We start from the raw sequence: 23878 nt of genomic DNA on the forward strand, positions 1-23878 counted from the left end.
GGTGGCGCGCTAGACAGCCACCACGATGGTGCCTGCCTTAGGCGTTGCGGTCGTCCTTGCCCTGGTCGTTCAAACGACGAAGGCTCTCTTCTGGGGATTCGGCGACGGCAGGAGTGTCAGCGGCTTCTTCGGCCGGAGCCTCGGTTACTGCTGGGTCCAAGAAGGTGGAGATAGCCTGGCGGTGCAAGGTGAGCACAACGCCGTTGGCGACCTCGACAAGCACACGATCCTGCTCATCGATGGAAATGATGGTACCGAAGATGCCCGAGTTGGTCATCACCTTGGCGCCTGGAACCGACTTGGTCTTCAGTGCTTCTTGCTGCTTGGAAACCTTTTTGCGGCCACGGATCATCATGATGATCAGCACTGCGAAGAGTGCGACCATCAGAATCATGGATGGATTGAAGCCGCCACCGGCTCCCTGTGCAAGGACGAGGGAATTCACTTGTAATACCTGCTAACGATTCGTTTAAAGAGCGAAGACGCCCGGGCACGTCAAAGTCAGGGCGTGTGTCGGGCGTCTCCAGTCTAATGGCTAGAAGCAAAGCACCAAGCCATTTACGCGGGCAGAGTAGAGGTATTCATCTAATCCTCATCGGATTCATAGCTTTGGGTTCCGGCAAAGATCGCATCCTTAGGCACCGCGAGGCCCAAATGCTCCCAAGCAGCTGGCATCGCGATACGTCCGCGCGGGGTGCGTCCCATGAGTCCCTCACGAACTAAGAAGGGTTCGGCGACGGTTTCCACGGTTTCGCTTTCTTCGCCCACCGCGATGGCCAGGGTCGATAGTCCTACCGGTCCCCCACCAAATTTAAGACACAGCGCCTCTAGTACCGAGCGATCCAGACGGTCTAATCCCTTGGGGTCAACCTCGTACATCTCAAGTGCTGCAGCGGCAGCGCCGTGATCGATCTCTTCAAGTTTGTTCACCAGCGCCCAGTCCCGCACGCGACGAAGCAAGCGGTTCGCGATACGTGGGGTGCCACGCGAGCGTCCGGCGATTTCACTGAAGGCCGAGGAAGTCACGCGTAAATCAAGCATCATCGCCGAACGGCGAAGTACCAGTTCGAGTTCTTCAACTGCATAAAATTCTAGATGTCCGGTGAACCCAAAGCGGTCGCGTAACGGACCCGGAAGCAGCCCGGCACGGGTGGTCGCCCCCACCAAAGTAAATGGCGGAAGTTCCAACGGTATGGCGGTGGCCCCTGCGCCCTTACCGACAATAATGTCGACGCGGAAATCTTCCATGGCCATGTAGAGCATTTCTTCCGCTGGCCGGGACATCCGGTGAATCTCATCCAAAAAGAGCACTTCACCCTCGGTGAGCGAGGAGAGAATGGCGGCCAAGTCTCCCGCGTGCTGGATGGCAGGGCCCGAGGAGATGCGTAGCGGGGCGTTCATTTCCGCGGCGATAATCATCGAGAGTGTCGTTTTTCCCAATCCGGGAGGTCCCGAGAGCAGTACGTGGTCGGCGGTGCGCTCGCGGATCTTCGCTGCCTCAAGCATGAGTGAGAGCTGTTGGCGCACCCGGCCCTGACCGACAAAGTCGTCCAGGTTGCGTGGACGCAGGGCTGCTTCAATCACCCGCTCTTCGGGTTCACTGCCGGCGTTGGTCAGCTGCGAGGAATCATTCACAGGGTTATCCTATCGGGCACGGGTGCCGGTGGACATGCTACGTAGCGCCGCACGCAGAATTTCGGAGACGTTGCCGGTTTCGACAACTTCAGGGTTCGCCTTGCCTAGTGCCTTCAGCGTTGATTGCGCGTCCTTTTCGGTCCAACCTAGACCGGTTAGCGCCTCGATGACCTGTGGCTCCCAGACCGAGCCGGTGCCCGGACGTGCTGTAGCGGTGTCTACGCCGGTGGGGATCAGCTTGCCGTTGAGCTCCAGCACGATCCGGCTGGCACCCTTAGGGCCGATGCCGGAGACCTTGGTGAAGGCGGCGGTGTCTTTGGTGTTCGCCGCAATGCGGACCTCTTCGGGGGTGTGTACCGCCAAGATCGCCAGACCCGTGCGGGGGCCAACACCCGAGACGCCGATAACTACTTCGAACACCTCACGTTCGTCGGGGGTAGCGAAGCCAAACAGCGTCATCGAATCTTCGCGCACCACCATCGAGGTATGCACGGTAGCTTCACGGCCTACGTGCAAGGTGGATAGCGTGCCGGGGGTAGCTTGGATAAGCATGCCGAAGCCGTTGACGTTGATAACCGCGGTGTTTAGGGTTACCGCCTGGACCGTGCCGGTCAGTGAGCTGATCATGCCACTCCTCAAAAGTATGTTCGAACAATTCTAGCTTATCGAAGATAGTTACGAATGGCGATTAACGACGAGCCGCACGATGTTTTGAGGAAGCTTCGGCGGCAATCCATGCCCGCTGCGCGGCGGTCAGCTGTTGGGAACCGGTGCGTGCGGCGGATGCTGAGGCCGAAGCGTTGGAGCCAACGGCCGCACCACGCCACCCGTGGGCGATGGCCAGGGCCACCGCATCGGCGGCATCTGCGGGTTTAGGTGGCTCATCGAGCCGGCAAATCTTGGCGACCATCTTGCCGATGGCTGCCTTGGTAGCCTGTCCACTGCCGGTCACCGCGGCTTTGACCTCGGTGGGGGTATGTAGCGCCACCGGAATATTGCGCCGGGCGGCTGCAAGAATAATGACGCCGGTGACCTGGGCGGTACCGATGACGGTAGAAACGTTGGCCGAGGCGAAAACCCGCTCTAGGGCGAGTACGTCGGGCTGATGTTTATCAAGCCAGGCATCGATTGCGTCGGCGATGGTGAGCAGCCGCGCGTCTAGCGGGGTGCCCGGCGGGGTGCCCGCGACGGTGACATCAATCAGCTCAACCTTGCGGTTGGCTGCGACGTCGACCACGGACAAACCACAGCGGGTCAGTCCGGGGTCGACGCCTACGACACGTAGGGCCAAGTCCTACTGCTCATCGTCGAGGGCCGCACGGACCTCGTCGGACAGATCGGCGTTGGTGTAAATGCCCTGCACATCGTCGAGTTCTTCCAGCGCGTCGTACAAGTGCAAGAACTTACGTGCACCCTCAACGTCCAAATCAACCTTCATCGACGGAATGAATTCCATTTCATCGGTTTCGTAGGCGATTTCCGCTTCATCCAGCGCGGCAGCTACAGCACGCAGATCCGACGGATCGCAGACAATAGCGAAGGTTTCGCCTTCGTCGACGATTTCATCGGCGCCGGCATCGAGCACAACCATCAACAGGTCATCCTCGGTCAGCTCGCCCTTGGGCAGACGTACAACACCCTGGCGGGCGAAGAGGTAGGACACGGAGCCCGGATCGGCGACGGTGCCACCGTTGCGGGTGATGCCCACGCGGACCTCGGAAGCTGCGCGGTTCTTGTTATCGGTCAGGCACTCGATGAGCAGTGCCGAACCCTGCGGGCCGCGGGCCTCATAGATAATCTCGGTGTAGTCAACAACTTCGCCGTCAAGTCCGGCGCCGCGCTTAACCGCACGATCGATGTTGTTGATGGGCACGGAGTTCTTCTTCGCCTTGCTGACGGCGAGTTCCAGTGCCGGGTTACCGGCCAGGTCGGCGCCGCCGGCGCGAGCGGCAACTTCGATGCCCTTGATGTATTTAGCGAAGGCCTTGGCGCGCTTGGCGTCAATGGCTGCCTTCTTATGCTTGGTGGTTGCCCATTTGGAGTGGCCTGACATGCTTTAAGCGTCTCCTCGCGTGAGATTAACAAAAAATTCGTGGATGGCCCTGCTTCCGGTAACTTCCGGATGAAAGCTAGTGGCCAACAAATTTCCCTGACGTACTGCAACGATTCTACCTTGTGCACGGCTATCGGGCGCAGGCACCGTACTGAGCACAGCCACGTCGGGGCCTACTTGAACTGCTTCGGGAGCTCGAATGAACACCGCGGTGAGGTCGTGGTCGGCAAATTTGAGCGTGTGCTCGAAGGAATCGACCTGTCTCCCGAAGGCATTGCGGCGTACCAACATATCGATTCCGCCCAGCGTTTGCTGTTGCTCCCCGGTACTGGTGACCGCAGGGTTTTCTAGCCGGTCCGCCAACATGATCATTCCGGCACAGGACCCATAAGTGGGCATGCCAGCCGCGATGCGCTCCTTGATCGGTTGCGCCAGACCGTAGTTGCGGGTGAGCCGGTCGATCACAGAAGACTCCCCACCGGGAATGACCAGCGCATCCACGGCTTTCAGCTCATCGAGCGTGCGCACCATGCGAGCCTTGACTCCCAAGCCGTCGAGCGCGGCAAGGTGCTCACGGAAGTCGCCCTGTAATGCGAGCACACCAAATTCGCTCATGTTGAGCCTTCACAGTTTGTGGGTAGTTGGCGCAGGAAGCGCCGAAATAACGTTAATGCCGGCAGGCCACACTGCACCGTTTTATTTCTCGGTGTGTCGCCAGAAGTTTGCCGGACTTGATAGGTTCAGGCCTATGAGTGCAGATATTTCGTCCTTTAAATTGCCCGGTGATTTCTTGATGCCCGCGATCGGCTTAGGAACCTGGCCGATGCGCGAGTCCGAAGCCAGTGACGCGGTCACCTCGGCCCTCAACATTGGTTACCGCCGGATCGACACGGCAGAAAACTATCAAAACGAGCAAGCGGTGGGTCTGGGACTTCGAAATAGTGGGGTGCCGCGCGACGAAGTTTTTGTGACCACAAAGTTCAACAAGCAGTGGCATTCGGCCACCGGGGTGCGCCAAGCGTTGCAAAATTCCCTGAATCGTTTAGGCCTGGACTACCTGGACCTATTCCTTATTCACTGGCCCAACCCGGAGCAGGGCACCTTTGTTCAAGCCTTCACCGAGATGCAAAAGCTTGTGGACGAAGGGGTGATTCGCGCAGCGGGCGTCTCAAACTTTAAGCCCGCACAATTACAGGTTTTGCTTGATGCGGGACTCACCCCGGCGGTTAATCAGATTCAGCTGGACCCCGAGCGACGCAGTGCACCGTGGCAGGCGTTTAACACCGAACACGGGGTGCTCACCGAAGCCTATTCACCATTGGGGCGGGGGAAATCTGAATTTTTACAGCATCCGACACTCGTGCAGATTGCCGCGGCGCACGCTAAGACGCCTGCGCAGGTGACCTTGCGTTGGCATGTACAGTCCGGGCGGGCGGCCGCGCCGAAATCGGCAAACCCCCTGCGGCAGGCCGAGAACCTAGATATCTTCGACTTCGAGATCAGTACGGCGCAGATGGCGCAAATCGAGTCTCTGGATACCGGCGCCGGACCATTTACCGACTCGGACGAGTTCGGGCACTAGCCGGCGGTTATCCCGGCGGATGGAAGGAACATCGCATGCAGTTAGAAGGTTACCGGCGCCCCGTCATCGCCGGGCAAGATTACTTTGATGACCAAGCTGCACTCATCTCCTATGGTCAGCGGTGGCCCGGGGAGCCTGCGGAGGAAAGCTATTCGGTGACTATCCACCCGCAGCGTTTTGCACCATTGCATGTCGTGTCGCAGGCGCTAGTGGATTGGTTGCTTGCACGCTTCAATGTGCGGTGTCTTCAAGACTCGGGCTTAGCCGCCGAGCTGGGTTATGCAATGCAGCCGGTGGTTGAGTCGGTACGGCTAATTCCGGTTGATCGTGCCTGTGCGCCATTGGGTTTAGTGTTCACTGATTTTCCCGGGGTTCTCTTATCGGTTGGTGCGCTATACCAGTGGCACTTTCCGATCTGCGGTTGTGATGCTTGCGACGATTCTGTCGACGAACTTTTGGACGATTTAGAGGAACAGATCACAACGGTCGTGAACGGGCACTTCACCGAAATACTTGATGAATCCGGAGCCGGCCTGCTGACGCACCGTTTTGATTCGGACGGAATAGCAGGTCGCGAAATCTCCGATGGCGTGGAGGAGATTTCACCGGAGCGTTTGGTCAGGGCGCGAGCCATGCTTCCGGCCGATGGTGCGTGGGCGCCGTGGCCATTGCGCGGGGCCTAGTCCAGTTCCCAAGGTTTCAGCCCATCGTCGAAGGCACCATAGGCGTTGACGGTTTTGCTGGTGCGTGCCAGCGAGGCTTTGGCATCGGCCGCAGGCAGGCAGGCATCGGCGGTGAATACCTGACACCACCTGACCGGTGAGGAGCTCAACTGATGTGGAACCCAGACCAGCTCCCCCACCTTCCACTGATCTTTTCCGGTGCGGGTGAAGGTGGCCTTGATACTGATTCCCTCACGGTTCAGGATCGTCGGTGTGGCGTGCTTGGCTACCGAGTTGCCCAGACCGTAGACGATCCAGGTGCCTTCATGCTTTTCAATGGGCAGTACCGAGTGGGTGTGATGCATGTAGATGAAATCGAAGGCGCCGGATGCGGCCAGGGTTTGGCCGAGCTTGCGCTGTGCGTCGCTGGGACGGGTGCTGTATTCGGTGCCGTCGTGGATGGCAGCGACCACTATTTCCGCGCCAGATTTTTGTGCGGCCTTGGCACGGTTGATCAGTTTTTTCGCGTCCACCCCGGTATCTACCCGCCAGTCGGTATCGGCGCTCATCCCGTTGAGAGAGTAGGTGCTGGCGATGACACCGAGTTTGATGCCGGCGGCCTCCAGCAGCGGCGGGGCCTGTGATTCGCCCTGGGTGCGGTAGGAGCCGGTGGCGAAGAGATTGTATTTTTCCAGCGTGTCCAGCGTGCGCTTGACCCCGGCAGTGCCAATATCCACGGTGTGGTTGGTGGCGGTGGTGCAGCCGTCGTAGCCGATGCTGGCCAGGTCCGCGACAATCTGGGCCGGCACGCTGAAGGTTGGGTATCCGGAGTACGGTGGGGTGCCGATCGGTGTTTCCAAATTGCACAATGCCACGTCGGCGTCCTGCACATAGGGTTCAAGCCCATCGAGCAACGGCTGGAAATCGTAGCCCTTGGAGGTTTTCGCTTCCGTGAGCAGCTGCGGGTGCAGCAGCACATCGCCGGTGGCCATCAAGGAGAATTCTTTTGGCGCCGGCTTCTCGCTCGGTGCAGGGCTGGGACTTGGCGAGGCTTGCCGGGTCTGCACCGGGCTGGGCGCATGGTCCTCCGTAACCTGATGCGGGGCCGCAGAACATCCCGTGAGCAGTAGCAATGCAAGGACCGCGGGCAGCGCACGTGACTTCATGGGTTCTACCCTATCGGCTGATACCTCGTGTTAATGCAAGCAAAATCACGTGTCCTGTGGTTATCTGGCACTATGCCAAACCCGCTTCTGAAACCCAGCGAACTGCCCTACCAGTGGCCAGATTTCGCCCGCATCACCGCCGATGATTACCTGCAGGCAGCCCGTACGGGCGCGCAGGAGCATCTTGCGCAGATCGCCACCATCGTGGCCGATGCAACGCCGGCGACTTTTGCGAACACCTTTCTCGCGCTCGAACGCAGTGGTCAACTGTTGCGCCGCACGCTGATGGCCTATTTCAGCGTGCTGTCCGCACACGGCACCGATCAATTGCGTGAGATCCAGTCCGAGCTCAGCGGTATCCTGACCGCGCAGAGTGACGAGATTCGGCTAAATCCGGAGCTTTATGCACGGCTGCGCGAGGTGGATCTGAGTAAGTTAGCAGGCGAAGACGCCCGGCTAGCTAGCGAGACACTAAAAACTTTTGAGCTTGCCGGCGCCCGCTTGGATGCAGGCGCTAAAAAGAAGCTGAAGGCGCTGAACGCACAGCTTTCCGAGCTGTCCACGCAGTTCTCCACCAAAGCCTTAGAAAATCAGAATGCACACGCGGTGCTTTTTACTGACGAAGCTCAGCTCGAAGGCCTAGACGAGGCACGCATTGCTTCGGCACGGGCGGCCGCCCAAACCGCCGGGCACAACACCTGCTACCTGCTTCCGCTGGTCTCCCCTACCGGGCAACCGGTACTCGCCTCCTTGACGCGTTCCGCGTCGCGGCGCAAGGTTTTTGAAGCTTCGTTGAGTCGTGGGTCCAGCGAGAATTCCACACTACCGTTAGCCGCGCAGATGGCGGCACTGCGTGCGGATCGGGCGGCATTGCTTGGATTTGCGAACCACGCCGAAACTGTTTTAGCCGACGCGACAGCTCCTTCAACCGAAGCGGTAGCCACCCGGTTGAAGGAACTGACCGAAGCCGCGGTTCGTAACGCACATGCTGAGGCGGACACACTGCGCGAGTTGGCCGGCGGTGAGCTAAATGCTTGGGATTGGTCTTACTACTCCAACCAGGTGTTGCGCGAGCGTTTTGCTGTGGACTCCGCAGCACTGCGCCCCTACTTTGAGCTGGATTCGGTGCTGCACGACGGTGTTTTTGCCACCGCACAGACCCTTTATGGCCTCAGCTTCACCGAACGTTTTGACCTTCCGACGTACCACCCAGCGGTGCGTGTGTGGGAAGTTTTTGACGCGGATGGCTCGGCCATGGGTCTATACAGTGGCGATTTTTTGGCGCGCGAAACGAAAAAGGGCGGCGCCTGGATGACGTCCATGCGCGATTCAGCCGCTGATCTAGATGAACGTCCCATCGTGACAAATACGCTAAATATCGCGGCTCCGGGTGAGGGGCAACCGATCTTACTGACCTTAGATGAGACGAACACGTTGTTCCACGAGTTTGGCCATGCGTTGCACGGGCTACTGTCCAACGGAAAATATGCGACCCTCTCGGGAACGTCGGTACCACGAGACTTTGTCGAGTTCCCTTCGCAGGTCAACGAAATGTGGGTATTGCACCCGGATGTGGTTGGCGGTTATGCCAAACACTATGAAACCGGGCAGACGCTCCCCGAGGAAACCATCGAGAAGATCCGTGCGGCGGAGCTGTGGGGTCAGGGCTTTGCGACCACCGAATATTTGGCGGCCAGTGTGCTGGATTGGGCCTGGCATACCATCGAGCCGGGAACCAGCATCGAGGACCCGGAATCATTTGAACGTGAGACCTTAACCAACTTTGGCTTCACCCCCGAGCTGATCCCTCCACGGTACCGAACCGCGTACTTCCAGCATATTTTCGCCAATGGCTACTCTGCCGGCTACTACTCCTACATCTGGAGTGAGGTGCTAGATGCCGACACTGTGCAGTGGTTCGAGGAAAATGGCGGCTTAATGCGAGAAAATGGAATGCGGTTCCGTCAGGAACTGCTCTCGCGCGGAAATACGCGCGATCCACTAGAGTCTTACGAAATGTTCCGCGGACGCAGCGCACGGGTTGAACCGTTGCTGCGCCGTCGAGGATTGGTGAACGCAGAATAATGACGACAATTGCCTCCGCGCAAGAAGCTCTTAGCCATTGGCAGCAGGCCCTCGCGGTAGCTACAGGTGGCAAGATCTTTACCACCCACGGATGCTCCTGGGCTTGGCAGCCGGTACGTAAGCGCCTGATCCTGCTCTTTCCGGAGCATGCAGATTCCGCGGGCCTACGCCCGGCGTTTGCCGAGGGTATGCGCTTGGGCGCGCGCCGTGTGGAAGCCTGGGTGAATTCGGGATCCGATGCCGCAGGACTCAAAGACGCAGGCTTTACCGACAATGCGCAGATCGCCTGGCATGCAGGACGACTTGCGATCCCGATGGAACGTTGGGAGGGAAAGATCCGTCTGGGCAACAATGTTCCAGAAGCCACCGGAGCGGATGCCGCCGAACTGAAGGTGACAAATCTGTGGCGTGATCCTTCTTCGCAGCTTTCCAGCGGTCACCCGGCATTGCGCCGGGTAGAGCATGCACTGGCACGCACCGAGGAAGGCGACATCGTCGGTCGTGGTTTTGTGCAGCAGGGCCTGAATGGCCAGGCGATGGTGCACTCGCTGGCGGTGGGTAAAGGTCACCGCCGTCAGGGTGTCGGCACCGCGTTGCTGCACGGGCTGTCCCGGTCACTGATTAATCCACTGGATCCACCGGATGAGGATGCAACCCAGGAACTGCTCGCGGCGTCCCCGCCGAGCAGTGCGGACTTCTTCAGCGCCAATGGGCTGCGGTTGCTCGGACGCGGGCGGCATATGATTCTGCGTTCCTGGAGCTAGGCTTCACCCAACGATGGTGGCGGGACCCCGATGCATGTCGGCGGCTCCCGCCACCAATGTTTAACCACTATTAACGCTAGTGCGCGGTCAAAACCTGGTAGACCAGACGGGCAAAGGGCCCCGCTTGGCGTGCTTCGATAAGTTCCAGTCTCTCGCTGCCTAGGGTGCGCGGCAATAGTGGCGCTCCGCTGGCCAAGGCGGCCGGGGCGATGGTCAACGCGAGCCTGTCTAGTGCATTGATGTCGAGGAATTGGCCAAGCAGCTCCCCACCTCCGAGCACCCAGATATTCTTGTCTCCGGCGACTTCACGGATCGTTGGCAGATGATCGCGCAGCGCACCGGAAACGAAGCGTACGTCGGCGCCTTCCGGTACCGGCAGGTTGCGATGGGTGAAGACAAAGGTGGTGATGTTCGGGTAGAACTGTTGCCACTTTTCCGGTTCGTCGATGAGGTTTTCATGCTCCAGCATCCACTGGTAGGTGTTTGCTCCTTCAACGTGTACCCCGATGTTCTTCGGCAGCAGTTCCGGGTCCGGTTTTTCGGCGCCTGGTACGTCAAAAAGCCATTGCAGGCTATGGTTCTCATCGGCCAGAAAGCCATTTAGCGTCACTGCCGCGTCGAAGATGATTTCACTCATGGCTCAAGTTTGCCATCGAGGCGGCGACAAGTTCCACCGGTTGATGCGCGTAGTCTCAAATTTGCTGGGCTTCCGATTGCCCGTGATTTATGAGCCTCAAAGCCGCGGAGCGATCGTCAAGTATTACTTGGATGCTGGCTCTCCGGCCAGATGTTCGAGAATCTTGCGCGCAGGACCTCGCCATGGCAGCGCGCGCATCATCTTCCACAAACCAACCGCAGGCGGCGATGGTGCATCTGAGCGCGCGGAATGCTTCCTCCCAGAATTCTCATTAGTCGCTTTCTCGTAGCCAAATTCCCCTTTCACAACCCCAAATTTACCGGTTCAATATGTGGTGGCCGGCCTTGTTCAAAGACACTAATGGTTCCGGGCGGGATCTCGACCCATGTATGCCTGCTCCAGTGCAGGGAAAGCGGCTCGGAGACGACTAACTGGGCATCGGTTGGCAGGGAGAGTTTTTCACCCTCAATACCGTGCAAGATTGTTGATCCCGCCGCGTGATACAAACTCGGCGCCAGCTCGTTTGATCCTTGAGGGCTGACCCATCGCAGCACCACCAGATGCTTGCCGTCCGAGGCGCACACGGTCGCTCGAAAGGGAGCTTGAATCTGCTGCTCGTGCCGGGCACGTTCGACCCGGGCGACCATGCGGGAAAGCGCCGTCACCGGATCGTGTTCAAGCCCGTAGGTCAAGGCCAGATAGAAGCAGAGCTCGGTATCCGAGTTGCCGAGAATACCCGGGTAGAGCTGTGGGTCCACATCGAAGGTCAGCTCGCGTTTGATTTCACGAAAGTTGGGTATCGACCCGTTGTGCTGAAACATCCAGCCGTGATCCACAAAAGGATGACAGTTCTGTTCCGCGATCGTGCCGCCCGGCGCGGCACGCACATGGGCAAGGAAACAGCCTGATTCAAGTTGTTGCGCCAGGTGCTTGAGGTTTTGGCTATCCCAGGCTGTTCCAAGTTGCCGGTATTGCCCCAAGGTGCCGGCTCGTCCTGCCCACGCCATGCCAAAGCCATCTCCATTGGTTGGAAATGCGTGGTGCGCGAATTGCGCGGCAAGCGGGTCATTTGGCAGAAACAGTTCTCCGGCGTGCAGGCTTTGATCGATCAGCGAATGATTTGGTCGCACCAGAATATCTGCGATCTCTACCGGTGAGCCTAGATAGGCAAGCCAACGACACATGGTTCCTCATTCCCCACGGCAAAGGCACCGGTAATCCCCACGGTAGACCTGCTGCGTATGAGCAAACAAGTAGCTTGCCTCTGGGGAAGGACGCGAAGGCAAAAGGATCACGCCGTAACCCATAAAAACATCCCCAGTGCCAGACTTCGGCACCGGGGACATTGCAAAAATATTTACCAGCCGCGCTCGGAGAGGCGGTGCGGTTCTGGCAACTCGTTGACGTTGATGCCAACCATTGCTTCACCCAAACCGCGGGAGATCTTAGCCAATTCATCCGGGTTGTCGAAGAAGGTGGTGGCCTTCACGATGGCTTCGGCACGCTGAACCGGGTTGCCGGACTTGAAGATGCCCGAGCCGACGAATACGCCGTCGGCGCCCAGCTGCATCATCATCGCGGCATCTGCCGGGGTGGCAATGCCACCGGCGGTGAACAGCACGACCGGAAGCTTACCGGTCGCAGCGATCTCCTTGACCAGCTCGTATGGAGCCTGAAGTTCCTTGGCAGCCACGTACAGCTCGTCCTTTGGAAGCGCAGCCAACTTGGCGATTTCGGCACGGATCTTACGCATGTGTCCGGTCGCGTTGGAAACGTCACCGGTTCCTGCTTCACCCTTGGAACGGATCATCGCTGCACCTTCGTTGATGCGGCGTAGCGCCTCACCTAGGTTGGTGGCACCGCAAACGAATGGCACGGTGAATGGCCACTTATCGATGTGGTTCTCGTAGTCTGCTGGGGAAAGTACCTCGGACTCGTCGATGTAGTCCACACCGAGTGACTGCAGGATCTGCGCCTCGACGAAGTGACCGATGCGAGCCTTGGCCATCACTGGGATGGAGACTTCGGCGATGATGCTATCAATCATGTCCGGATCGCTCATGCGCGAGACGCCGCCCTGGGCACGAATATCGGCTGGTACGCGCTCGAGAGCCATGACGGCTACGGCGCCGGCATCTTCAGCGATGCGGGCTTGTTCCGGAGTGACAACGTCCATGATGACGCCGCCCTTGAGCATTTCGGCCATACCGCGCTTAACGCGCTCGGAGCCGACGACGTTGTCCTGACGCTGATCTGCAGAAGACATGTTGGGTATTATTCCTTTCAAACACTGGCAAGCACAGTGGTGCTCTGCCAGTAATCGTAGGAGCGCTTTACTTTATTACCTCCGGTGTTGCGTCACAATCGACCGATAGTGGATTTATCCCTCAGTCAAGGGTTAGTGCGTAACATAGTCAATCTCAATGAATTCACTAGTCATCCGACTTTTTAGCTGGGAACTTAAGGTTCTGCGTTAAAGCGTCCGCCACTTGATATTTTGCCGGCTGGCCGTAACCTTCGGGGTTATCAGCCTCGATGCGCTTCACCTCAGCGGACATGAACTGCACCAATGGCACGTCATTACTGATGTCTTCGGCCACCGAACGCAGCTGCTCGGCATATGCCAACAGCCGTGGGGTGAAGCGCTTGGTATAGGAAGGATCCGGATCGTTGGCGCGACCATGGGTAAACTCGAAGATTTCCGCCACCAGCTCGATGGCGGGCTTGACCGACTCCATCACCTGTAGCAGCGCCCTGTCCTCGGCCTGCGGCCTTCCCACCAGGCCCAATTGATAGTGGGATTCTGTGGCTTCGGCCGCGGCAAGACGTTCCAGCGGGCTAAGGCTACCCAGCCAACCGCGCAGGAACACATCACAGTTCTCATCGTGCTCGTAGCTCAGCTCTTCGAGCATCTGATTGATCATGCCAATCGAATATCGTGCCGCACCCTCAATAGCGAAACGGATTTCGTGCTCGGTTCCGCTGATAATCCAGTCGCGGATTTCGTCCAGGGTTCCGATCGGATTCACTGTGCGTAGCCCGGTGGGAATGCGCCATGATGCTTGACGGACTGAGTATTCAAGTCCCAAGAGTAAGTGGAGACCGCTCGGCCTGAGGCTCCCGCGTTGGAATCCCCATCTTTGGCATAGGTATAAGTCACCTTCAGTTGCGCATCGTCAACGCGTACAACCTGTGGGAAGAAACCGAACGTGGTCCGTGTGGCGACGCCGAGGTACTTCCCCTTGTGGAAGAGGGCAATGATGTAGGGCGATGAGCCGGTGGCGCCCTCAATGGGAAAGGTAACCCACGATAATGCGGCACATTCATCATAAGTAGACGGATCTGCGTATTCAGCGTCCCATTTCCAATCCATGATCTCTCCGGTGGAAATCTTTGGTGCCGGCAGCTTGGTCGCAAGTTGAGTCAATGCACCAGACGTTAACTTTGGTCCACAGGATGGCTGGGCAGGTTTGCTAGATTTTGTCACGGTGGGAGTTGGCTTGGTGGGTGCCACGCTTTTTGTTTCCTCAGGAGTTGGCGTGGCGCTGGGGCTGACCGCCACCGAGGAGCTTGCCGCTACCTCAGAGTGAGTGGGTTGCGCTTGCGAAGTCCCGGGTGCTGAGCACGCACCAAGCAGTAACGTCAAAGCAGCAGACAAGGAAAGGGCCTTGAAGCCATAACCAACGCTTCCTGTCACGGTTCCTCCGTAGAATCGTGTAAGTATTAGATATTTAGCCTTAGTCTAGCCATGTCACATAAGAATTTGAGCCAGAAAATCACTATATGAGATTTAGAGATAGTTCGGGTTAAAGCAGTCAGGGTGGTAGAACAACTAAATGTTCCTACCACCCTGACATAAGCATTGATGAATCTATCTCGGATTCTCGCTATCCCACGCCTCGGCGATCGATTGACGCACCTCTGAGAGGGTCTGCGGGATCGCCTTAGTCTGCGCGATGATGGGGAAGAAGTTTCCATCCCCGTTCCAGCGCGGCACAATGTGCTGATGAAGGTGCGCGGCAATACCCGCTCCCCCGGCTTCGCCCTGGTTCATGCCCAAGTTGAAGCCGGCGGCGTTAGATACCTTGCGCAGTACCCGCATCGATTGCTGCGCGAGCGCAGCCATCTCTGCGGTTTCCTCCACCGTAATATCCGTGTAGTTCGGCACGTGCCGGTACGGGCAAACAAGCAGGTGGCCTGGGTTGTATGGGAACAAGTTCAGGATCACGTAGCAAGTTTTACCGCGATGTACCAGCAGAGCCTCTTCATCGGTGCGGTTAGGCCCGGCGCAGAAGGGGCAACTTGCCTCGTCCGTCACCTGCGTCTGACCGCCCTTGATGTAGGCCATCCGGTAAGGGGTCCACAAACGTTGGAACGAATCGGGCACACCGGCGAGTTCAAAGTCGTCGGTGACGTTTTCGTCCTGCGAATATTGCATGTTGGTGGACTCCTATTTTCCGGCGGACCTAGTTGTTGTTGTTGCGGCTCTTGATAGCTTCAACGATGCGGGCTACCGCGTCGTCAACCGGAACCTGATTTTCCTGGCTACCATCGCGGAAGCGGAAGGAGACCGCATTTGCGTCGGCATCTTCACCACCGGCGATGAGGGTGAACGGGATCTTATCCTTGGACGCGTTGCGGATCTTCTTCGGGAAACGGTCCGAGGAGTCATCTAGTTCTACGCGTACGCCCTGTGCCTTGAGCTTCGCGACGACCTCGGCGAGGTAATCGTTGAAGGCCTCGGCCACTGGAATTGCACGAACCTGAACTGGGGACAACCACGCTGGGAAAGCGCCGGCATAGTGCTCAGTAAGCACGCCCAAGAAGCGTTCGATGGAACCGAATTTGGCCGCGTGAATCATCACCGGCTCCTGACGGGTTCCGTCGGCTGCCTGGTACTCCAGACCGAAGCGGGCAGGCTGGTTGAAGTCGTACTGCACGGTGCCCATCTGCCAGGTACGGCCGATAGCATCCTTGGCCTGAACGGAGATCTTCGGGCCATAGAAGGCTGCGCCACCCGGATCGGCGACAAGCTCAACACCGGATTCAGTAGCTACGCGCTCGAGTACCGCGGTGGCCCCGTCCCACTGTTCGTTCGAACCGATGAACTTGTCAGACTCATCGCGAGTAGACAGCTCCAAGTAGAAGTCATCCATACCGAAGTCCTTGAGCAGGGAAAGCATGAAGTTCAGCAGGTGCTCAACTTCGGCTGGTGCCTGTTCCTTGGTGACGTAGGAGTGCGAGTCATCCTGGGCGAACCCGCGTACACGAGTCAGACCGTGAACCACGCCGGACTTCTCATAGCGGTATACGTGACCGAATTCGAAGAGGCGCAATGGCAGTTCGCGGTAAGAGCGCCCACGACCGCGGAAGATCAGGTTGTGCATCGGGCAGTTCATTGCCTTCAGCCGGTATTCCTGGCCCTGCTTGGTGATGTTGCCGTCTTCGTCGCGCTCTTCATCGATGTGTAGCGCCGGGAACATGGTGTCCGCGTAGTACGGCAGGTGACCTGAAGTGTGGAAGAGCCCGTCCTTGGAGATGTGCGGGGTACCTACATACTGGAAGCCCTCTTCGACGTGACGGTCGCGCACGTAGTCTTCCATCTCACGCTTGATGATGCCGCCCTTAGGGTGGAACACAGGCAGACCGGAGCCCAACTCGTCCGGGAAGGAGAAGAGGTCAAGTTCGGCACCGAGCTTGCGGTGGTCGCGACGCTCAGCCTCGGCCAAACGCTCCTGGTAGGCCTTGAGGTCTTCTTTGGTTGGCCATGCGGTGCCGTAGATACGCTGCAGCTGCTTGTTCTTCTCACTGCCCAACCAGTAGGCGGCGGCCGAACGGGTCAACGCGAAGGCGTTCTTGATCAGCTTGGTGTTTGGCAGGTGCGGGCCGCGGCACAGGTCCTTCCAGACGGTGTCGCCACTCTTGCGATCAACGTTGTCATAGATGGTGGTTTCGCCGGCGGCGACCTCAACATTGACTCCCTCGCCTGAGGTGTCATCGGAGTCAGCCTTGGCTAGTAGCTCACATTTGTATGGCTCGTCGGCCATTTCGGCCTTGGCCTCATCTGGGGTTACTTCGCGACGGGCAAAGAGCTGATTCTGGTTGATGATTTTCTGCATCATCTTTTCCAGCTGCTTGAGGTCTTCCGGAGTGAACGGTTCTTCAACATCGAAGTCGAAGTAGAAACCGTCGGTGATGTATGGGCCGATTCCAAGCTTAGAATCCGGGCGTAACTGTTGCACAGCCTGAGCCATCACGTGGGCTGTTGAGTGGCGCAGCACCTCCAGACCTTCCGGATCGCTGATGGTTACACGGGTGACGGTGGTGCCTTCTTCAAGTTCACGGGCCAAGTCGCGAAGTACGCCGTCGACGTGCATAACAACCACGTCTTTATCCTTGGCGTAAAACTGCAAACCGGTGGTTCCCGCGTCGACCTGGACCTGCTCGCCGTCGATGGTGAGAGTGCGCTGCTCGCTCATAAGATCGGGTTCTGCCTTTCAATCTGTGATGGCTTCATAGCTTGTGGCATACCTTGGCCACAGCCAGCCAGAGTCCAGTTTAGTTCAGCGAGGCGTGCAAGTCGTTGTCTACTACTGGTTTTACGAAGATTCATCGCCCGGGTGTGGCAAATTCAACAGCTCTTCGGCTGAGAGTAATCCGGCGTAGTGCCACAGCTTCCGCTCGGAGGCCGGTTGTGAAGATTCGATTTTTCCGTTCTTTTGATCCTCCCTGAATTCCGGGACGACCTGCGCGAAACGGCGTAGTAACTCCGCTTGCTCATCATCGGTGAGCAGTAAATTACTGGTGCTCAGCGAAGCTAAGTTATTAGGGTCTTCACCCTTCGCGTACCAGTACTGAGCATGCGCAAGCATCGCCGAGAGTCGCAGTTGCTCCTCGTGGACGGCCTGAGCCAGATAGGCATTAATGGCACTGGGCGATTCATCCCCAGCACGCTCACTGGGTTCTCCAGTAGTGAATCCGCCGGCCGTAGGTTTCCAGACCCGGTCACGTTTGTCGCGGGCCAATTCGGGAGCTTCTTCAATCAACTCTGCCTTGGCAAGCTCACGCAGGTGGAAACTCACCTTATTAGGTGCAATCCCCAGCAACTCCCCCAGATCAGCTGCACGACCCGTTCCCATGGCCCCGAGTGCATCAAAAATCTGCCTACGCAACGGATTAGCTATAGCTTTGAGCATCGGCGAGGTGAATGTGACTTGTGGCTTCGCTTGGGTCATAAGCTCAGCATAACAATCCCACAGTTTTAATTGCGCAAATTCTATTGCGCAATTTTAGTTGCGGGTTTACAGTTGTTCTCATGAACACCACCCAGCCCAAAGGCTCGCCAGCCTCCGGCACCAATTCAGTCACGCAGTTGCCGGCGCTTCACGCCCAACGCAACTACCGGATTTGGTGGCTGGCAGATTCCTCGGCGTTGCTCGCCGGCGGTATCTACGGGTTCGTCCTCCCCCTCATTTTGCTGGCAACGACCAATTCTCCAGTCCTGGCCGGGACCTTGGCAGCCTTAGGATTAGCCGCCCGAGCTGGTGTCACCTTGGCAGGTGGCGCAATGGCCGATCGATCCGACAGAGCTCGAATGATGCTCATCGGCGGGCTTTGCGGAGCACTCTTCACCGCAGCTTTAGCACTGGGTAGCAATACGGGTTCACTTTCCGCCACAGTTCTTTGCGTCGCACATATCTTGATGGAACTGCGCGGAGGATATTTTGGCTCCACAACAAATGCTGCCCTGAAAGACATCGTTCATCCGAAGCAGTTGGGGCGAGCGCTCGCTGCGAACCAAGGCCGTGATTCCGTGCTGATGCTCGGCTCCGCTCCCTTGGGCGGATTATTACTTGGCTTGGGTGGCGGGGTTGCCCTGCTGGTGGTAAGCATCTTGAATCTTGTTGCCTCATTTACCGGTTTTGCATTACGCAAACCCTTGCGTGCGGCCGAAGAAACCACCCAGAAACGCCGCGAGGATCCTTCCAGTGCAGGCCAGACGGTGGACCATGGAATTCTTGCCGGCATGCGTTGGTGTTTTTCGCGACCACGACTACGCGCACTGCTGCTCTTGATCATGGCCGTCAACATTGGAGTTAGCGGATTGATGACAACCTTGATTTACGGATTGCAGCAGCGCGGAGAAGATGCCTGGGTCATTGGATTGGTTTCAACATTCATGGGCGCAGGAATGCTGATCGGTTCACTGGTGGCAACGTCACTGATCGATAAATTCCGCACCGGCCTACTGGCCTGCATTTGCCTGAGCGTGCTGGGCGGCGCAATGATTCTCATCGGTTTGAACACGCACCTGCTCTGGATGGGTGTCATGCTTTTGATCAGTTTCCTTAGCGTCCCTGCGCTTAACGCGGCTATCGGCGGCTACTTCATGGCTATCGTCCCGCAGGAAATGGCTGGCCGGGCCAACTCACTGATCACGTTTATGGCGTTGGCGGCCATGCCATTGGCACCATTAGCCACCGGCTTCGGGCTGGAATGGTTCGGCATGGGCCCGACGCTGATGTTCTTTGGATCATTGGTCGTATTGGCCATGCTGTCAGCTTGGCTATCACCGCAGGTTCGCGGCATTCCGCATCCCGATCATTGGCTTGAAGAACCCGCCAAGAGTGAATTTCCGATTCAAAAACCTCCCGAGACTCAGAGTCCAGCGCGTTAGTTGACCAAGTTAATAAGGAGAACCAGAAATGAAATCGACACCAGAACAGAGCCGCCCGTCGCTAAACAAACCTTTGCTATTACGCCAAGTTTTCAGCAGTAAAGCTCGCTATTTCCGTTCCACTTTCAATAGCGCTGAAGGCAGTCGCAGAACCATCGAAACCCAACGCTCTACGCTGAACAACGGGCAATGGATTTACCTGTAGCTTTCCCGCTCAGGGACTTCTATGCTAGAGCCATGAGTAAGCCAGCCCCACCAGCATTGAACGCAATCACCCTCGGCGTGCGTGATGTCGGCGTTTCGCTCAAGTTCTATACCGAGGGCATCGGATTCGAGCTGGTGCAACCGGCACATCCCGAGATCGCTTTTGTCCGCGCTGGACACGGGCTGATGCTCGCACTCTGGGATGTAGCCCAGATGCCCAGTGAATATGGCGAAGTTGGCCATTCGAGGCTCGATCCCCCGATCTCGCTCGGACACAATGTGCGAAGCGATGAGGAAGTTGAAATCTACTACCGGCGAGCGCTGGATGCCGGTGCTAGTTCGGTCAATGAACCGACGAGGCAGTCCTGGGGCGGGATGAGTGCGTGTGTGGCTGATCCTGACGGGTTTCGTTGGGATTTTGTGCATAACCCGACGTTTGTGATTGAAGCCGATGGTCGAGTCTCCTCGGTGTAGCTAGGCTCCACGCTGATCTAGTCCTTCGGCGTTCATGCGCTTGGCGAGGTCTGCGACGCTTTCTCCCCCAGGGACTGCTTGGCCAAGTTTGGGTCTATAGGTGGGTTGTGGTCGGTTTGTGTAGTCCAGGTATCCGGCGGTCGGCAGCGTCTCTGGTTGGTGCAGGTCCCAAGCATGTAGCGCTTGTAACGAGATACCGCGTGGTCCGGTGCGTCGGGTTACCCCGTGAATGAGCAACATGCGGGTGGAGAACAGTAGCGGCCCGGTGCGTTGCTGGGTGTCGTCAAAGAAGGTGGCGTCGATGCAGCCGCTGCCGTCATCTAGTGAAATGAACACGACACGTTTACCTCCGCGCATGGGCGGGGTTTGTGTAGCAATACGTACCCCCGCGACAAGGACCTCGGTGCCGTTGCGTAGGTGGAGCAGTTCGGCCGCTTGGGTGATGGGTAGATGTGCCAGCCGTTGACGGTATGAGGTGATCAGGTGTTCGCTAACGTCTAGGTGCAGTAGGTCTAGTTCTGTGCGTACTACTTCTTCGGTGCTTAGCTGTGCTCCGGTGACCTTGATCGGTTCGACCTCTCCTAGGGGTAGGGCGAGTTGTCCAGGACCGGGGCGGTATTTGGCTGGCAAGTGGGTATGCGCCATAGATTGGGTATGGGCGATGGTGTCTGCTCTAGAGGTTCCGGTCAGCAGTGAGTCGAAGACTCCTAGGGCCGCGAGGTTTTGGTAGCTGCGTCTGGACAGGCCAGCGCGTTGGCGGACATCCGCGAGGGATTCATAGGGCTGTCCGGCGACTAGACGGTTAACTTCGCGTTCGCTCAGCTGGTGAATGTCGCGGAAAGCGAGGCGGATGCCGTATTGGCCGGGGCGAATAGTTCCGGCGGCGCGTGGAATCACCGGCGCTGGGCGTACAGCTGATTCGAATACGCGTTCTACTCGGTAGTGACCCGTGGAGCGGTTGATGTCTAAGCCAAGGATAGGAATGTTCATGCGCCTGGCTTCGGAGACCAGTAAGCGCTTGGGATACATTCCCGGGTCATGCTCCCAGATGCCTGCAAGGAATGCTTCCGGGTGATGGGCTTTGAGCCATGCCGAATGATAGGTGGGTACGGCAAAGGCTGCCCCGTGGGCTTTGCAGAAGCCGAAGGAGCCGAAGCCGGAGAGCACTTCCCAAACCCTGTCGATAGTTTCTTGGCTATAACCGCGGGCGGTCGCGCTGGTACGGAAGAAGCTGGCAAGGGCTGCTTCTTTCTCTGGGTTTCCTAGGTGGCGGCGGTATACGTCTGCCATGCCAAGGCTGCAGCCTGTCATCACGTTGAGCATGCGTAGTACCTGCTCGTGGAAGACGGTAACCCCGTGGGTTTCGGCGAGCGCAGGTTTCAGGTCTGGGTGCAGATATTGTTCGGGGGCGAAGCCGTGGCGGTGCTCTAGGTAGGGCTTGACCATATTGGATTGCATGGGTCCTGGGCGGAAGAGTGAGATGTCAATAATAAGGTCGTTAAATTCGCGTGGTGCGAGTTTGCCGACCAGTTCGCGTTGTCCTGGAGATTCGATTTGGAAGCAGCCCAGGGTGTGGGTGGAGCGGATCAGCTCATAGGTGATCGCATCGTCTAGCGGCACCTTGGAAAAATCGATATGTCCGTCTTCTTCGATGTATTTCGTGTTCTGGTGTCCGCCGGCTCGTGCAACGCCTTGAGCGGTAGGGTGCAGGCGCTTGATTTCCTCTAGCGTGTAGGCGATCGCCGATTGCATGCGTACCCCCAGCACGTCGAGCTTGATGAGCCCCATGACATCCATGTCGTGTTTGTCGTACTGGCTCATCTGCAATCCCATGCCGGAAGGCTGAACCGGAGTGCGGTCCAGCAGGCTCCCGTCGGAGAGGATCACCCCACACGGGTGCATAGAAATGTGCCGGGGCAACCGGTCTAGGCGCTCGGTAGCGTCAATGAGTACGTCTAACTGCCCGTCTTGGGTAATGCGTTTGGCTAAGGGTGCGAGTTCTGGTTTCTGCTCTAAAGCTTCGCGGAAGGATGAGGCGGAGAAACGCCAGAGTTGTTTGGCAATCTCATCTACCTGTTCCTGTTCAATTCCGAGCGCTGCTCCGGCGTCACGGACTGCCCCACGTGCACGATAAGCATTTTGCATGCTCATCAGGCTCACTCGTTCTAAGCCGTAGGTGTCGAAGATCTTGTGGTAAATCTCGTGACGGCGTGCTGATTCCACGTCAATGTCAATGTCGGGCAAGGTGGTTCGCGTATCGGAGAGGAAGCGTTCGAAGACCAGGTCGTGTTGTAGCGGGTTGACCTGGCTGATGCCTAGCAGGAAGTTCACCAGCGAGGAGGCCCCTGAGCCACGGGCGGCGACGCGCACCCCCATATCGGTAATCAGCTTCACGGTTTGTGCGACGGTCAGGAAGTAACCGGCGAAGCCCAGCCTGTCGATGACACCAAGTTCTAGTGCGAGCTGTTTTTCAACGGCACTGTGATTGGCATCTGGTAGCAGTCGTGGAACGGCGGAGAAGACTCTTTCGGTCAGCTCTTGCTGGGCTGGGCGGTATAGGCCAATAACCTTAGCTTCGGGGATAACCGGTTGTTTCCAGCCCAAGTCGGCGTGTGCGTCCAAGGCCGCCCAATTGGCGAGCTGTTCGGTGTTGTGTAGGAGTTTGCGTGACCAAGAGCGTGAGGTCACTCGGGAGAGGTCTTGGGCTAGTTGGTGCATTTGAGCCGAAGGTTTGAGCCAGCCTTGCCCCGTAGGCTGCAGCTCGTCTAATGCCTTCAAACTGTGTAGCACCCGCGCAGAATCCAAGATGTCCGCGGTGACTGCCCCATCGGGATCGGCGTAACGTACTGCGTTGCTCAGCACCGGAGTAATGTTCAGCTCCGCGGCAAAGCGCAGTAATTTGCTGGCGAAGCCTAGGCTGTAACGTTTACCCGGCTCGGAAAGGTGGGTAGTGATTTCAGCGCGTAGGGCAGATCCTACAAGCTTTTTCCAGCCTGCCAGCAAGTTTCTAGCGTGGCTATATTTGTGCCGTTCGATGGCTCGCGAGACATCGGATTCGGCACCGACTAATAGCATGAGCTGGCCACCGGCAAGTCGCGTTGCTAACTCTGTTCGACTCAGTCCGATGATTCCGCGCGGATTTTGGTGGGCAGCAGATACCGCGCGGCACAGGGCCGCATACCCGTGACCTTGTGCATTTCCGCGAGCTAACAGGATGATGCGACCGTTAGGTTTTCCCGCATCATCAAGTACCGCTAGGTTGACTCCGAGGATTGGCCGGATCCCTTCGGCCAGGCATGCTCCGACATGCTTCACCGCGCCGAACAACCCATCACGGTCGGTGAGCGCTAACGCATCTGCTCCTTGCGCACGAGCAGTCGCCGCTAGCTGTGAGGGGCTAGAGACCCCATAGTGTGCACTATAGGAGGAGGTGACGTTTAGGTGGGTAAAGCTCATGGTCGGGGTCCTTCGAAACTACGTGGAATACTATTAGAACAAAGTTTCGAAAGTTAAGCATTTAGTACTACTCAGACGCCAATGGGCATCTCTTGATTAACGCGAATCAGGCGCCAGCGAGTCGATTGCGGATCAAAACTAACATCTACGCTCCGCATCGGCCCACGGCTCGTGGCGGGTGTGATTTCAAGCCGCCAGATTTCATAATCCACTAGTCCGGCGCCAATTCCACGAGGAATGCGCAGGTTTTCATCCCACCACTTGCGGCGCTCGAACCAGCGCTGAGGCTCGGCAACCAGCCGGTAGTCGCACCCATCCCAAGAAATCCGCAATGGCACCCCACTCGGAGAACAGGAAACCTGAACCGATTCGGTAAACATGCCCATGTGTAGCTCCTTCGTCCCGCTAAAACCATTATATTCGAATACGTATTCGAACAACAGTTACGCTAGTCAGGCCGACGGACAGTTTAGGTAGACGGCG

General features: G+C 57.7%; 23 protein-coding genes. 6 read left to right on the top strand and 17 right to left on the bottom strand.

What is annotated here, in order from left to right; translation table 11 throughout:
• Positions 1 to 37: 37 nt before the first annotated feature.
• The 6 genes from yajC to pdxT form a co-directional block, all read right to left on the bottom strand.
• Entirely contained in the window at positions 38 to 445 is a 408-nt protein-coding gene (gene yajC / locus CIK74_RS17950) for a preprotein translocase subunit YajC (RefSeq protein ID WP_096257788.1), read from the bottom strand.
• Between the two features lie 140 nt (positions 446 to 585).
• Positions 586 to 1635, bottom strand: a complete 1050-nt coding sequence (gene ruvB / locus CIK74_RS17955; RefSeq protein WP_096257789.1) for a Holliday junction branch migration DNA helicase RuvB — start codon at positions 1633 to 1635, stop codon at positions 586 to 588.
• A gap of 9 nt (positions 1636 to 1644) precedes the next feature.
• Complete coding sequence (ruvA, locus tag CIK74_RS17960) at positions 1645 to 2262, bottom strand: Holliday junction branch migration protein RuvA (RefSeq protein WP_096257790.1); 618 nt, start codon at positions 2260 to 2262, stop codon at positions 1645 to 1647.
• A gap of 61 nt (positions 2263 to 2323) precedes the next feature.
• On the bottom strand, positions 2324 to 2926 hold the full coding sequence (ruvC, locus tag CIK74_RS17965; RefSeq protein WP_096257791.1) for a crossover junction endodeoxyribonuclease RuvC: 603 nt from the start codon (positions 2924 to 2926) through the stop codon (positions 2324 to 2326).
• A gap of 3 nt (positions 2927 to 2929) precedes the next feature.
• Positions 2930 to 3688, bottom strand: coding sequence for a YebC/PmpR family DNA-binding transcriptional regulator (locus CIK74_RS17970; protein WP_096257792.1), 759 nt, complete (start codon positions 3686 to 3688; stop codon positions 2930 to 2932).
• A gap of 3 nt (positions 3689 to 3691) precedes the next feature.
• A complete protein-coding gene (gene pdxT / locus CIK74_RS17975) occupies positions 3692 to 4303 on the bottom strand; it encodes a pyridoxal 5'-phosphate synthase glutaminase subunit PdxT (protein WP_096257793.1) in 612 nt (203 codons plus the stop codon).
• Between the two features lie 133 nt (positions 4304 to 4436).
• Here pdxT and CIK74_RS17980 point away from each other — a divergent pair, with 133 nt between their 5' ends.
• Positions 4437 to 5270 (top strand): aldo/keto reductase, encoded by an 834-nt coding sequence (locus tag CIK74_RS17980; protein ID WP_096257794.1) that lies wholly within the window; start codon positions 4437 to 4439, stop codon positions 5268 to 5270.
• A 35-nt stretch (positions 5271 to 5305) separates the two neighbouring features.
• Positions 5306 to 5953: a DUF6226 family protein gene (locus CIK74_RS17985; RefSeq protein ID WP_096257795.1), complete on the top strand. Its 648-nt coding sequence runs from the start codon at positions 5306 to 5308 to the stop codon at positions 5951 to 5953.
• Here the strand turns inward: CIK74_RS17985 and CIK74_RS17990 are convergent.
• On the bottom strand, positions 5950 to 7098 hold the full coding sequence (locus tag CIK74_RS17990; protein ID WP_096257796.1) for a CapA family protein: 1149 nt from the start codon (positions 7096 to 7098) through the stop codon (positions 5950 to 5952). The genes CIK74_RS17985 and CIK74_RS17990 overlap by 4 nt on opposite strands.
• A 72-nt stretch (positions 7099 to 7170) precedes the next feature.
• On the opposite strand from CIK74_RS17990, the gene CIK74_RS17995 reads away from it, so the two are divergent.
• The gene (locus CIK74_RS17995) at positions 7171 to 9183 is read left to right on the top strand and encodes a M3 family metallopeptidase (protein WP_096257797.1); all 2013 of its coding nucleotides are present in this window, start codon (positions 7171 to 7173) and stop codon (positions 9181 to 9183) included.
• Positions 9183 to 9947 (top strand): GNAT family N-acetyltransferase, encoded by a 765-nt coding sequence (locus CIK74_RS18000; RefSeq protein WP_096257798.1) that lies wholly within the window; start codon positions 9183 to 9185, stop codon positions 9945 to 9947. The genes CIK74_RS17995 and CIK74_RS18000 overlap by 1 nt, the downstream gene beginning before the upstream one ends.
• 76 nt (positions 9948 to 10023) lie before the next feature.
• Here CIK74_RS18000 and CIK74_RS18005 read toward each other — a convergent pair whose 3' ends face one another.
• The 8 genes from CIK74_RS18005 to CIK74_RS18045 all read right to left on the bottom strand — a co-directional run bounded on the left by CIK74_RS18005 (position 10024) and on the right by CIK74_RS18045 (position 17819).
• Positions 10024 to 10584, bottom strand: coding sequence for a dihydrofolate reductase family protein (locus CIK74_RS18005; protein ID WP_096257799.1), 561 nt, complete (start codon positions 10582 to 10584; stop codon positions 10024 to 10026).
• A gap of 302 nt (positions 10585 to 10886) precedes the next feature.
• Positions 10887 to 11768: a class II glutamine amidotransferase gene (locus CIK74_RS18015; protein ID WP_096257801.1), complete on the bottom strand. Its 882-nt coding sequence runs from the start codon at positions 11766 to 11768 to the stop codon at positions 10887 to 10889.
• Positions 11769 to 11941: 173 nt separating this feature from the next.
• Entirely contained in the window at positions 11942 to 12850 is a 909-nt protein-coding gene (gene pdxS, locus CIK74_RS18020; RefSeq protein WP_096257802.1) for a pyridoxal 5'-phosphate synthase lyase subunit PdxS, read from the bottom strand.
• A gap of 166 nt (positions 12851 to 13016) precedes the next feature.
• The gene (locus tag CIK74_RS18025; RefSeq protein WP_096257803.1) at positions 13017 to 13613 is read right to left on the bottom strand and encodes a hypothetical protein; all 597 of its coding nucleotides are present in this window, start codon (positions 13611 to 13613) and stop codon (positions 13017 to 13019) included.
• Positions 13610 to 14011 (bottom strand): LppP/LprE family lipoprotein, encoded by a 402-nt coding sequence (locus tag CIK74_RS18030; protein ID WP_205738306.1) that lies wholly within the window; start codon positions 14009 to 14011, stop codon positions 13610 to 13612. Before CIK74_RS18030 ends, CIK74_RS18025 begins: the two co-directional genes overlap by 4 nt.
• 444 nt (positions 14012 to 14455) lie before the next feature.
• The gene (locus CIK74_RS18035; protein WP_096257805.1) at positions 14456 to 15022 is read right to left on the bottom strand and encodes an HIT domain-containing protein; all 567 of its coding nucleotides are present in this window, start codon (positions 15020 to 15022) and stop codon (positions 14456 to 14458) included.
• 28 nt (positions 15023 to 15050) lie between these two features.
• Complete coding sequence (gene thrS, locus CIK74_RS18040; protein ID WP_096257806.1) at positions 15051 to 17063, bottom strand: threonine--tRNA ligase; 2013 nt, start codon at positions 17061 to 17063, stop codon at positions 15051 to 15053.
• A gap of 120 nt (positions 17064 to 17183) precedes the next feature.
• On the bottom strand, positions 17184 to 17819 hold the full coding sequence (locus tag CIK74_RS18045; protein ID WP_096257807.1) for a helix-turn-helix domain-containing protein: 636 nt from the start codon (positions 17817 to 17819) through the stop codon (positions 17184 to 17186).
• An 80-nt stretch (positions 17820 to 17899) separates the two neighbouring features.
• Here CIK74_RS18045 and CIK74_RS18050 point away from each other — a divergent pair, with 80 nt between their 5' ends.
• Together CIK74_RS18050 and CIK74_RS18055 are read left to right on the top strand one after the other, a co-directional pair.
• Positions 17900 to 19261 carry an MFS transporter gene (locus CIK74_RS18050; protein WP_096257808.1) on the top strand — a complete coding sequence of 454 codons (1362 nt, stop codon included), beginning with the start codon at positions 17900 to 17902 and terminating at the stop codon, positions 19259 to 19261.
• Positions 19262 to 19498: 237 nt separating this feature from the next.
• Positions 19499 to 19939 carry a VOC family protein gene (locus tag CIK74_RS18055; RefSeq protein ID WP_096257809.1) on the top strand — a complete coding sequence of 147 codons (441 nt, stop codon included), beginning with the start codon at positions 19499 to 19501 and terminating at the stop codon, positions 19937 to 19939.
• Here the strand turns inward: CIK74_RS18055 and dnaE are convergent, their stop codons facing one another.
• Together dnaE and CIK74_RS18065 are read right to left on the bottom strand one after the other, a co-directional pair.
• Positions 19940 to 23395, bottom strand: a complete 3456-nt coding sequence (gene dnaE / locus CIK74_RS18060; RefSeq protein ID WP_096257810.1) for a DNA polymerase III subunit alpha — start codon at positions 23393 to 23395, stop codon at positions 19940 to 19942.
• Between the two features lie 71 nt (positions 23396 to 23466).
• Positions 23467 to 23781 (bottom strand): DUF6504 family protein, encoded by a 315-nt coding sequence (locus CIK74_RS18065; RefSeq protein ID WP_096257811.1) that lies wholly within the window; start codon positions 23779 to 23781, stop codon positions 23467 to 23469.
• Positions 23782 to 23878 lie beyond the last annotated feature (97 nt).

Source organism: Glutamicibacter sp. BW77, from assembly GCF_002332285.1.
GTDB lineage: Bacteria > Actinomycetota > Actinomycetes > Actinomycetales > Micrococcaceae > Glutamicibacter > Glutamicibacter bergerei.

Excerpts from the sequence above, each read along its gene's own strand:
- ruvA (WP_096257790.1), bottom strand. The coding sequence starts at position 2,262 with ATGATCAGCTCACTGACCGGCACGGTCCAGGCGGTAACCCTAAACACC.
- CIK74_RS17970 (WP_096257792.1), bottom strand. The coding sequence starts at position 3,688 with ATGTCAGGCCACTCCAAATGGGCAACCACCAAGCATAAGAAGGCAGCC.
- pdxT (WP_096257793.1), bottom strand. The coding sequence starts at position 4,303 with ATGAGCGAATTTGGTGTGCTCGCATTACAGGGCGACTTCCGTGAGCAC.
- CIK74_RS17980 (WP_096257794.1), top strand. The coding sequence starts at position 4,437 with ATGAGTGCAGATATTTCGTCCTTTAAATTGCCCGGTGATTTCTTGATG.
- CIK74_RS17985 (WP_096257795.1), top strand. The coding sequence starts at position 5,306 with ATGCAGTTAGAAGGTTACCGGCGCCCCGTCATCGCCGGGCAAGATTAC.
- CIK74_RS17990 (WP_096257796.1), bottom strand. The coding sequence starts at position 7,098 with ATGAAGTCACGTGCGCTGCCCGCGGTCCTTGCATTGCTACTGCTCACG.
- CIK74_RS17995 (WP_096257797.1), top strand. The coding sequence starts at position 7,171 with ATGCCAAACCCGCTTCTGAAACCCAGCGAACTGCCCTACCAGTGGCCA.
- CIK74_RS18000 (WP_096257798.1), top strand. The coding sequence starts at position 9,183 with ATGACGACAATTGCCTCCGCGCAAGAAGCTCTTAGCCATTGGCAGCAG.
- CIK74_RS18005 (WP_096257799.1), bottom strand. The coding sequence starts at position 10,584 with ATGAGTGAAATCATCTTCGACGCGGCAGTGACGCTAAATGGCTTTCTG.
- CIK74_RS18015 (WP_096257801.1), bottom strand. The coding sequence starts at position 11,768 with ATGTGTCGTTGGCTTGCCTATCTAGGCTCACCGGTAGAGATCGCAGAT.
- pdxS (WP_096257802.1), bottom strand. The coding sequence starts at position 12,850 with ATGTCTTCTGCAGATCAGCGTCAGGACAACGTCGTCGGCTCCGAGCGC.
- CIK74_RS18035 (WP_096257805.1), bottom strand. The coding sequence starts at position 15,022 with ATGCAATATTCGCAGGACGAAAACGTCACCGACGACTTTGAACTCGCC.
- thrS (WP_096257806.1), bottom strand. The coding sequence starts at position 17,063 with ATGAGCGAGCAGCGCACTCTCACCATCGACGGCGAGCAGGTCCAGGTC.
- CIK74_RS18045 (WP_096257807.1), bottom strand. The coding sequence starts at position 17,819 with ATGACCCAAGCGAAGCCACAAGTCACATTCACCTCGCCGATGCTCAAA.
- CIK74_RS18050 (WP_096257808.1), top strand. The coding sequence starts at position 17,900 with ATGAACACCACCCAGCCCAAAGGCTCGCCAGCCTCCGGCACCAATTCA.
- CIK74_RS18055 (WP_096257809.1), top strand. The coding sequence starts at position 19,499 with ATGAGTAAGCCAGCCCCACCAGCATTGAACGCAATCACCCTCGGCGTG.
- dnaE (WP_096257810.1), bottom strand. The coding sequence starts at position 23,395 with ATGAGCTTTACCCACCTAAACGTCACCTCCTCCTATAGTGCACACTAT.
- CIK74_RS18065 (WP_096257811.1), bottom strand. The coding sequence starts at position 23,781 with ATGGGCATGTTTACCGAATCGGTTCAGGTTTCCTGTTCTCCGAGTGGG.